General features: G+C 65.0%; 4 protein-coding genes and 1 pseudogene. All 5 read left to right on the top strand.

Annotated features, from left to right (window positions below; all coding sequences use genetic code 11):
- On the top strand, nucleotides 1–535 hold a 535-nt coding region (locus tag ACE3UY_RS15865; protein ID WP_374688470.1), incomplete at its 5' end, for a DegT/DnrJ/EryC1/StrS family aminotransferase.
- Nucleotides 536–615: 80 nt separating this feature from the next.
- Nucleotides 616–1,056: a helix-hairpin-helix domain-containing protein gene (locus ACE3UY_RS15860; RefSeq protein ID WP_374688469.1), complete on the top strand. Its 441-nt coding sequence runs from the start codon at nucleotides 616–618 to the stop codon at nucleotides 1,054–1,056.
- Between the two features lie 127 nt (nucleotides 1,057–1,183).
- Nucleotides 1,184–2,158 carry a GDP-mannose 4,6-dehydratase gene (gene gmd, locus ACE3UY_RS15855; RefSeq protein WP_374688468.1) on the top strand — a complete coding sequence of 325 codons (975 nt, stop codon included), beginning with the start codon at nucleotides 1,184–1,186 and terminating at the stop codon, nucleotides 2,156–2,158.
- A gap of 27 nt (nucleotides 2,159–2,185) precedes the next feature.
- The gene (locus ACE3UY_RS15850; RefSeq protein WP_374688467.1) at nucleotides 2,186–3,631 is read left to right on the top strand and encodes a phosphoglucomutase/phosphomannomutase family protein; all 1,446 of its coding nucleotides are present in this window, start codon (nucleotides 2,186–2,188) and stop codon (nucleotides 3,629–3,631) included.
- Between the two features lie 61 nt (nucleotides 3,632–3,692).
- Nucleotides 3,693–3,875 (top strand): annotated as a pseudogene (locus ACE3UY_RS15845) (PaaI family thioesterase); the annotation flags it as partial.

The raw sequence follows: 3,875 nt of genomic DNA, 5'->3' as shown, positions 1-3,875 counted from the left end.
CGGCGACGGCGGCGCGGTGGTCACCAACCGGCCGGAGGTGGCTGAGCGGCTGCGCCTCCTGCGCCAATACGGCTGGCGGGAGCGCTACGTCAGTGACGTGCCCGGCTACAACAGCCGGCTGGACGAGTTACAGGCGGCCCTTCTGCGCGTGCGCCTGCGTCACCTGGAGGCGGAGAACGAGGTGCGCCGCCGGCTGGCGGCCCGCTACGACGCGGCGCTGGCGGGCCTACCGGTGCGCTGTCCCGCCTCGCCGGCTGATGATGACCGCCACGTCTACCACCTGTATGTCATCCACGCCAAGCGCCGCGACGCGCTGCGCGACTACCTGACCGCTCGCGGCATCGGCGTGGGCATCCACTACCCCGTCCCCGTCCACCTCCAGCCGGCCTATACCCATCTGGGCTACGGCCCCGGCCGTCTGCCGGCTACCGAGGCTGCCGCCGCCGCAATCCTCTCGCTCCCCATGTACCCGGACTTGTCCGAGGCTTCTGTCGATGTCGTCGCCGCGGCCATCCGGGCTTTCTATACGACCTAATGGAAAGGGCATCCACGGCCCTGATTTCACCCCTACACTCAGGGAGAAATCTGTGAAATCTGTGGATTCGTCTCCCACATATGGATACCTCTCTCGCCACTATTCGCCAGTTCCTCGTTGACCACTACGACGACGAAGAGATCAGCCGCCTCTGCTTCGACCACTTCTATGATCTCTATCAGCAGTTCACCGGCGAGATGAGCCTGGGCCGCAAGGCGCGGGAAGTGGTGGACTACTGCCGGCGGCGCGACCGGCTGCCGGCGCTGCTGGGCGTGCTGGAGCGCGAACGACCGGAACCGTTCCGGCGCGTCTTCGGCCGCCGCGCGGAAGCGTCCGCCAGCCGGCGCGTGAACCTCAACACGGCCACGGCCGAGGCGCTGCGCCAATTGCCGGGTATCGGCCCAACGCTGGCCGCGGCCATCATCGAGGCCCGGCCGTTCGCCACCCTCGACGGTCTGTCGCGCGTGCGCGGCATCGGGCCGCGGCGGCTGGCGGCGCTGCGGGAGTGGTGCGAAGTGTAAGCAGCGATAGGACTCCGCTTTCCCCACGCTGCGCATAGTAATATGCCTGTTCGTTTTCCTCTGACGCCCCGTTCGGCTATACTACCGGAGCCGGCTTCGCGCCGAGATTGCAATTGAGAGAGAAAAAATGCCCACAGCATTGATCACGGGCGTGACCGGCCAGGATGGTTCCTATCTGGCCGAGTTTTTGCTCGGCCAGGGCTACCGCGTGGTGGGGATGGTGCGGCGTTCGAGCACGCTGAACTTCCACCGGTTGGCCCATATTCAAGATAAGCTCGAGCTTGTGCCCGGCGACCTGAGCGATCAGGTGTCGCTCATCCATATTCTGGAGGAGCACCGGCCGGACGAGGTCTACAACCTGGCCGCGCAGTCGTTTGTCAAGACCTCCTGGAACCAGCCTGTCTTCACCGGCGACGTAACCGCCCTGGGTGTCACTCGTGTCCTCGACGCCATCCGCATCGTCGATCCGCGCATCCGCATGTACCAGGCCAGTTCCAGCGAGATGTTCGGCAAGGTGGTCGAAGTGCCGCAGCGGGAGACGACACCCTTCTACCCCCGCAGCCCCTACGGCGTCGCCAAGGTTTACGGCCACTGGATCACCGTCAACTACCGCGAGAGTTACAACCTCCACGCCACGTCGGGCATCCTGTTCAACCACGAATCACCCCGCCGCGGCCTGGAGTTCGTGACGCGCAAGATCACCCATCAGGTCGCGCGGATCAAACTGGGGCTGGCTGAGGAGTTGCGCCTGGGCAACCTGGACGCCCGCCGCGACTGGGGCTTCGCCGGCGACTACGTGCGCGCCATGTGGCTCATGCTCCAGCGCGACATCCCCACCGACTACGTCATCGCCACCGGCGAGACGCACTCGGTGGAGCAATTCCTCGACATCGCCTTCGGCACGCTTGACCTGGACTGGCACGACTATGTGGTTCAGGATGAGCGGTTCATGCGCCCGGCTGAGGTGGATTTGCTCGTTGGCGACCCCAGCAAGGCCGGTAGCGAGTTGGGCTGGGAACCGCAAGTCACCTTCGCCGAATTGGTCAAGATGATGGTTGATGCCGACCTGAAGCTGCTGAAGGCCGGGGAAATTGCTGTATAAGATAGGGCCCTGATTCAAGGAGAGGCTATGACTCAAATCATATTCGGCACCGACGGCTGGCGCGGCCGCATCGCCGAAGATTATACCTTTGACAACGTGCGCCGCTGCGCTCAGGGCTTCGCCACCTTTCTGCGAGAGGAAGGGCTGGCCGAGCGGGGCGCGGTCATCGGCTACGACCAGCGCTTTCAGGCGGAGCACTTCGCCGCCGCGGCAGCCGAGGTGCTGGCGGCCAACGGCGTGCCCGTCTGGCTGACGCAGAGCAACACGCCCACGCCGGCTATCTCCTACTCGGTGCAGGACAAGCGCGCTGCTGGGGCCATCAACATTACTGCCAGCCATAACCCACCCCACGACTGCGGCTTCAAGGTGCGTGACGCGGCAGGTGGGGCCATTCCGCCGGGTGACTTGAAGCGTATCGAGTCGGCCATTCCTCCGGCGCAGGCGAGCGGGGGAGTGGGGGAGCAGGGGGGCGTCCGGCGGATGAAGCTCGACGACGCCCTGAGCGACGGCATTGTGCGGCTGTTCGACCCCGCGCCGGCTTATATCGCCCTGCTGAACCGGCTGGTGGATATTGAGCCGATCAAGGCTGCCGGCTTCAACGTGCTGGTCGATTGCATGTGGGGCAACGGCGCGGGCTGGTTCCCGCGCCTCCTGACCGACGGGACGACGCAGGTGCACGAGGTTCACAACGAGCGCAACCCCGTCTTCCCCAAGATGGCCCGGCCGGAGCCTATCCCGCCCAACATTGACGACGGCCTGAGCTACGTGTCCCGGCTGGGGGCCGATGTCGCCATCATCACCGATGGCGACGCCGATCGCGTGGGCCTGGGCGACGAGAACGGCCGCTTCATCGACCAGTTGCGCGTCTACGGCCTGCTCGGCTACTACTTCCTGGAGGTGCGCGGCGAGCGTGGCCCCATCGTCAAGACCATTTCCACGACCAAGATGCTTAACAAGCTGGGGGCGCTCTACAACGTACCCGTCTACGAGACCGGCGTTGGTTTCAAGTACATTGCCCCCAAGATGAAAGAAGTGGACGCCATGCTCGGCGGTGAGGAGAGCGGCGGCTACGCCTTCCGTGGACACGCCCCCGACCGCGACGGCATCCTGGCCGGCCTCTACCTGCTCGATATGATGGTGCAGACGGGCAAGAAGCCGTCGCAACTGCTCGACTGGCTGTTCGAGAAGGTCGGCCCCCACTACTACGACCGCATCGACACCGCTTTCGAGACGGCCCGGCGCGGCGAAGTGCAGGCCCGCGTCGTCGCCGCCCGCCCGGAGAGCATCGCTGGCCTGAAAGTGACCGAGATTTCCACCCTCGACGGCTTCCAGTTCCACATGGAAGACGGTGGCTGGCTGCTTATCCGCTTCAGCGGCACGGAGCCGATCATCCGCGTCTACTGCGAGACGACCCACGCCGACAAGGTGCAGGCGATTTTGCAGGATGGCCTGCGTATTGCCGGCCTCAAATAGGTTCTAGGGGCTAGGGAAGAGAGTTCTTGCCCTAGTCCCTGGCCCCTAACCCCTAACCCCTATGAAAGCCTTCCAAGACTACTACCCCGACGAAGTGAGCCACTGCTACGGCTGCGGACGGCTGAACGAGCACGGCTTGCAGATCAAGAGCTATTGGGACGGCGACGAGACGGTCTGCCACTACCAGCCGCGGCCTCACCACACGGCTGTGCCCGGCTACGTCTATGGCGGCCTGCTGGCCTCG

It is taken from the genome of Promineifilum sp. (SeqCode) (genome assembly GCF_041918635.1).
Classification (GTDB): Bacteria; Chloroflexota; Anaerolineae; order Promineifilales; family Promineifilaceae; genus Promineifilum.
The sequence above is the reverse complement of the archived record's forward strand: the minus strand, read 5'-3'. Positions and strand labels throughout refer to the sequence as shown.